6 protein-coding genes are annotated in these 5,677 nt (G+C 60.5%); all 6 read left to right on the top strand.

Annotation, left to right across the window (positions count from 1 at the left end):
* A partial coding sequence (locus WBR57_RS11350; RefSeq protein WP_424083911.1) for a hypothetical protein occupies nt 1-343 on the top strand: 343 nt, incomplete at its 5' end.
* A protein-coding gene (prfB, locus tag WBR57_RS11345) for a peptide chain release factor 2 (protein WP_424083910.1) occupies nt 269-1,364 on the top strand; the annotation gives its coding sequence in 2 pieces (ribosomal slippage) (nt 269-340 and nt 342-1,364; 1,095 coding nt in all). The genes WBR57_RS11350 and prfB, both read left to right, overlap by 75 nt.
* Before the next feature lie 65 nt (nt 1,365-1,429).
* On the top strand, nt 1,430-2,932 hold the full coding sequence (lysS, locus tag WBR57_RS11340) for a lysine--tRNA ligase (RefSeq protein ID WP_116628410.1): 1,503 nt from the start codon (nt 1,430-1,432) through the stop codon (nt 2,930-2,932).
* 106 nt (nt 2,933-3,038) lie between these two features.
* Nucleotides 3,039-3,755, top strand: coding sequence for a TetR/AcrR family transcriptional regulator (locus tag WBR57_RS11335; protein ID WP_424083909.1), 717 nt, complete (start codon nt 3,039-3,041; stop codon nt 3,753-3,755).
* A 16-nt stretch (nt 3,756-3,771) separates the two neighbouring features.
* Nucleotides 3,772-4,320 (top strand): hypothetical protein, encoded by a 549-nt coding sequence (locus WBR57_RS11330; RefSeq protein ID WP_424083908.1) that lies wholly within the window; start codon nt 3,772-3,774, stop codon nt 4,318-4,320.
* Between the two features lie 21 nt (nt 4,321-4,341).
* Nucleotides 4,342-5,619, top strand: coding sequence for a flavohemoglobin expression-modulating QEGLA motif protein (locus tag WBR57_RS11325; protein ID WP_424083907.1), 1,278 nt, complete (start codon nt 4,342-4,344; stop codon nt 5,617-5,619).
* The last annotated feature ends 58 nt before the right edge of the window (nt 5,620-5,677 follow it).

The raw sequence follows: 5,677 nt of genomic DNA, 5'->3' as shown, positions 1-5,677 counted from the left end.
GGCCCGCGGAGTAATGCCTGTTTTCGGGCACACCGAGCGTGAGCGAGGTGCCGAGTGGTGGGGCAAGAGCCCTTTGGTTACTTTGGGGCTCTTTTCCAAAGTGACTCGCCGTAAGGGCGAAACCATACGCGGCCATTACCGAAGAAACGGATATACACCCGATTTACCCAACCACCCCCAGGCCTTTTCGCCCAGCGGGCTGCCGCTCCCCCCCGTTTATCGTTATACTCGTCGGCTTTCAAAAGTTCGCCAACGAGTGCTGCCCGCCATGGAAATCAACCCGATCCTTAACACCATCAAGGACCTGTCCGAGCGCTCCGAAACTATTCGGGGGTATCTTTGACTACGATCAAAAGCATGAGCGTCTGACCGAAGTCAATCGCGAGCTTGAAGATCCCGCTGTCTGGAACAAACCTGAATACGCCCAGGAATTGGGCCGCGAGCGCTCTGCGCTGGCACAGATCGTCGACACCCTCGACGAGCTGAACACCGGCCTGGGCGACTGCCGTGACCTGCTGGACATGGCCGTCGAAGAAAACGACGAAGGTGCAGTGGGCGATGTCGTCGCCGAGCTGGCCCGTCTTGAGGAAAACCTCGCCAAGCTCGAATTCCGCCGCATGTTCAGCCATGAAATGGACCCGAACAACGCCTACCTGGACATCCAGGCCGGTTCCGGCGGCACCGAGGCCCAGGACTGGGCCAACATCCTGCTGCGCATGTACCTGCGCTGGGCCGACAAACGCGGTTTCGACGCGACCATCATGGAACTGTCGGCCGGTGAAGTCGCCGGTATCAAAGGCGCGACCGTGCACATCAAGGGTGAATACGCCTTTGGCTGGCTGCGCACCGAAATCGGCGTGCACCGCCTGGTGCGCAAAAGCCCGTTCGACTCCGGCAACCGGCGCCACACCTCGTTCTCCGCGGTGTTCGTCTCGCCAGAGATCGACGACAAAGTGGAAATCGAGATCAACCCGGCCGACCTGCGCATCGACACCTACCGTTCCTCCGGTGCCGGTGGCCAGCACGTAAACACCACCGACTCGGCCGTACGTATCACCCACGTACCGACCAACACCGTGGTCAGCTGCCAGAACGAACGTTCCCAGCACGCGAACAAGGACACCGCCATGAAAATGCTGCGGGCCAAGTTGTACGAGCAGGAAATGCAGAAGCGCAACGCCGCTTCGCAGGCGCTGGAAGACACCAAGTCGGATATCGGCTGGGGTCACCAGATCCGTTCTTATGTGCTCGATGCGTCGCGGATCAAGGATCTGCGCACTAACATCGAACGCAGCGACTGCGACAAGGTACTCGACGGCGATATCGACGAATACCTGGAAGCCAGCCTGAAATCAGGCCTGTAAAGACTGTGTAGGCGATCCCCGGCCCGCAGGCCGGGGACAACGAACCTGATGGAAAATTTAAAGACATGAGCGACCAACAACTCGATCCGCAAGCCCTGCAACAGGAAGAAAACTCCCTGATCGCCCTGCGCAAGGAAAAGCTTGCTGCCGAGCGCGCCAAGGGCAATGCCTTCCCGAACGACTTCCGCCGCGAAAACTACTGCGAAGATCTGCAGAAGCAATACGCGGACAAGACCAAGGAAGAGCTGGCAGAGGCTGCAATCCCGGTCAAGGTTGCCGGTCGCATCATGCTCAACCGTGGCTCGTTCATGGTGATCCAGGACATGACCGGGCGCATCCAGGTCTACGTCAACCGCAAGACCCTGCCTGAAGAAACCCTGGCCTCGGTGAAAACCTGGGACATGGGCGACATCATTGCCGCCGAAGGCACCCTGGCGCGCTCCGGCAAGGGCGACCTGTACGTTGAAATGACCAACGTGCGCCTGCTGACCAAGTCCCTGCGCCCGCTGCCCGACAAGCACCACGGCCTGACCGACACCGAACAGCGCTACCGCCAGCGCTACGTTGACCTGATCGTCAACGAAGACGTGCGCCAGACCTTCCGCGTGCGTTCGCAGGTGATTGCGCACATCCGTAGTTTCCTGATGGCGCGCGACTTCTTGGAAGTCGAAACGCCGATGCTGCAAACCATCCCCGGTGGTGCCGCAGCCAAGCCGTTTGAAACCCACCACAACGCGCTGGACCTGGAAATGTTCCTGCGTATCGCGCCTGAGCTTTATCTGAAGCGTCTGGTGGTCGGTGGTTTTGAAAAGGTCTTCGAGATCAACCGCAACTTCCGTAACGAAGGCGTCTCGACCCGTCACAACCCTGAATTCACCATGTTGGAGTTCTACCAGGCTTACGCCGACTACGAAGACAACATGGACCTGACCGAAGAACTGTTCCGCGAGCTGGCGCAGCTGGTGCTGGGCAGCACCGACGTGCCGTACGGCGACAAGGTGTTCCACTTCGGCGAGCCGTTCGTGCGCCTGTCGGTGTTCGACTCGATCCTCAAGTACAACCCTGAGCTGACCGCTGACGACCTGAACGACATCGACAAGGCCCGCGCCATCGCCAAGAAAGCCGGCGCCAAGGTGCTGGGCTTCGAAGGCCTGGGCAAGCTGCAGGTGATGATTTTCGAAGAGCTGGTCGAGCACAAGCTGGAGCAGCCGCACTTCATTACCCAGTACCCGTTCGAAGTGTCGCCGCTGGCGCGTCGCAACGACGACAACCCGAACGTCACCGACCGCTTCGAGCTGTTTATCGGCGGCCGCGAAATCGCCAACGCCTACTCCGAGCTTAACGACGCGGAAGACCAGGCCGAGCGTTTCATGGCCCAGGTGGCCGACAAGGACGCCGGCGACGACGAAGCCATGCACTACGACGCCGACTTCGTGCGCGCATTGGAATACGGCATGCCGCCAACGGCCGGTGAAGGCATCGGCATCGACCGTCTGGTGATGCTGTTGACCAACTCGCCGTCGATCCGCGATGTGATCTTGTTCCCGCACATGCGGCCACAAGCGTAAACGTAGCGAAATCCGAAGCCGCCTTTTATAAGGCGGCTTTTTTATGTGGCGTCTTTAAGCGTCAAGCAAACAGCGCCAGGTTTTGATCTATTCAAGGATGTGTGTCGTGAACCGCGTAACCGCTCAAGAAGGCGCCGCCGGCATTGCTGCTGCCGTGGCTGAAAGCGTCCAGTACCAGGGCCGCAAGGCCAGTCGTCGGGGCAGCGAGCAACGCAGGCAAGACATTCTCGACGCGGCCATGCGCATTGTGGTGCGCGATGGCGTGCGGGCCGTGCGCCATCGGGCGGTGGCGGCGGAGGCGGGGGTGCCGTTGTCGGCCACCACTTATTACTTCAAGGATATCGATGACCTGCTCACCGATACCTTCGCCCAATACGTGGAGCGCAGCGCCGCCTTCATGGGCAAGCTGTGGGTGCGCAACGAAGGCCTGCTGCGCGAGATGGTCGCCTATGGCGATGGCAGCGCAGCGTCGCGCTCGCAACTGGCCGATGATATTGCGCGGCTGACCGCCGATTATGTACAGCGTCAGTTGAGCAACCGTCGTGACTACCTGATGGCCGAGCAGGCCTTTCGCCAGGAAGCTTTGCTCAACCCGCGCCTGGCTGAGTTGGTGCGCTCGCACCAGCAGATTCTGTTGCAGGGGACGGGGCAGTTTTTCCAGGTGTTGGGCTCCCGCGAGCCGCAACAGGATGCCAAAGTGTTGACGGCGATAATCGGTCGGATGGAATATCAAGGCCTGCTGGGCGGCGCAGAGCCTCTGACCGCCGACGAGATGCTTGAGATCCTCAAGCGTTACATGCATTTGGTGTTGGCCTCGGTCTGACACCGGGGGATGTCCAATGAGAACCTGGCGTGTGGCGGTTATCGCCCTGTCATTCCTGCTGTTGAGCGGTTGCCTGGTGACCTTCAAGGCCCCGCTGCCCGCCCCCGAGGCGGCGCCGCAGGCGTTGCTCGGCCAATGGGCCAGCAAGAATGCCTGGGGCGAACCGCTCAACTTGCAGATCACCCGCGCGGGCAATCACCAATACAAGGCCGTGAGCTACCCTTCAGCCAAGCCGGGCCAGCGTGATGAGTACCTCTTTACGGTCTCGCGCCATGGCAGCCGCTGGTACTTGTCGGCACGGTTGCCGGCCAAGCTGGGCGGGCATTTCATGCTTGCGGGATTTGAATTCGATGAAAAGCATGAATTGGTGGTCTACAACCTTGACCTTGAGCAGATCCACCAAGCCATAGGCCAGAAAGCCTTGCGCGGCAGCACGGTGGAAACCGTCGAAGGCGCCGGGGTGCTGGTGGACAGCCCCATGAACCAGGTATTTGCCTACCTGGATGACCCGGCCAATGCCGATGTGTTCGTTGAAGCCGTGCGCTATCAGCGCGCGGGCAAATAACGTTTAAAGAGGAAGCACCGGGTGGACGATTACCAGCAGACGATACGCACCTTGTCTGATCGCATTGTGCTGGCGCAAACACCGATTCGCGTCCTCGACGCCGTGAAGTGGGACGAAAACATCCGCCAGGGATTCCTCAAGGGCAAGGGTAAGGAAATGCCCGCCATCGACCGCGACTACTACCTGAACCGGCCGCTGTCGTTCGACTCCAGCGCGGTGAAGCTGGAATTCCAGAACATCGAGCGTGATATCACGCGCCGCCTTGGCCAGTTCAGCCCGGTGGGGCAGATCATGCGGCGCATGTGCCGCGAGTACCGCATGGTGGTGCGCATGCTTGAAGCGCGTGGCACCGAGGACTTCGGCCTGATCTCCCAGGAACTCTACGGCGCCGCCTCCGATGCGTTCCACGCCGGCGACCCGACCCTGGCTGACCTGGGCTTGATGCTTTCGGACTACCTGAACAATATCGACGGCCGTGGCGACCTCAAGGACGAAGCCAAGACGCTTACCGCCAAGGACGCTGTGGCCCTGCTGCAAACCCGCCTGAACAAAGTGTTTGGCGAGGCCGAGGAAACCATCCGCGTGTTCGAGTCCGACGGCATCGTCGCCGATGCCGCGGCGGGCGCCGACTACATCAAGATCCGCGCCGACGCGATGTTCAACGACCGAGACGTGCGCGCGCTGGAAGTGCACGAAGGCCTGGTGCACGTCGGCACCACGCTCAATGGTCAGAACCAGCCGATCTGCACCTTCCTGTCCAAGGGGCCGCCGTCGTCGACCGTGACCCAGGAAGGCCTGGCGATCCTGATGGAGATCATCACCTTTGCCTCCTACCCCAGCCGCTTGCGCAAACTGACCAACCGCACCCGCGCCATTCATATGGTCGAGGAGGGCGCCGACTTCCTGCAGGTGTTCGAGTTCTTTCGTGAGCAAGGCTTTGAAGTGGCGGAAAGCTACGGCAATGCCAGTCGGGTATTCCGTGGCTCGACGCCGACCGGTCTGCCGTTCACCAAGGACCTGTCCTACCTCAAGGGCTTTATCATGGTCTACAACTACATTCAGCTGGCCGTGCGCAAAGGCAAGCTGGAACAAGTGCCGCTGCTGTTCTGCGGCAAGACCACCCTGGAAGACATGCGCACCTTGCGCCAACTGGTCGACGAAGGCCTGGTGGTGCCGCCCAAATACCTGCCGGAGCAGTTCCGCGACATGAACGCGCTGGCAGCCTGGATGTGCTTCTCCAACTTCCTCAACCATTTGAGCCTGGACCGGATCGAGGCGGATTACTCGAATATCCTGTAGAGATATGCCAGAAGGAACCGGGTCAAAGTGTGGGAGCGGGCTTGCTCGCGAAAGCGGT

The organism is Pseudomonas sp. (assembly GCF_049590575.1).
GTDB lineage: Bacteria > Pseudomonadota > Gammaproteobacteria > Pseudomonadales > Pseudomonadaceae > Aquipseudomonas.
The sequence above is the reverse complement of the archived record's forward strand: the minus strand, read 5'-3'. Positions and strand labels throughout refer to the sequence as shown.

Coding starts and splice junctions, on each gene's coding strand:
- lysS (WP_116628410.1), top strand. CDS start 1,430: ATGAGCGACCAACAACTCGATCCGCAAGCCCTGCAACAGGAAGAAAAC.
- WBR57_RS11330 (WP_424083908.1), top strand. CDS start 3,772: ATGAGAACCTGGCGTGTGGCGGTTATCGCCCTGTCATTCCTGCTGTTG.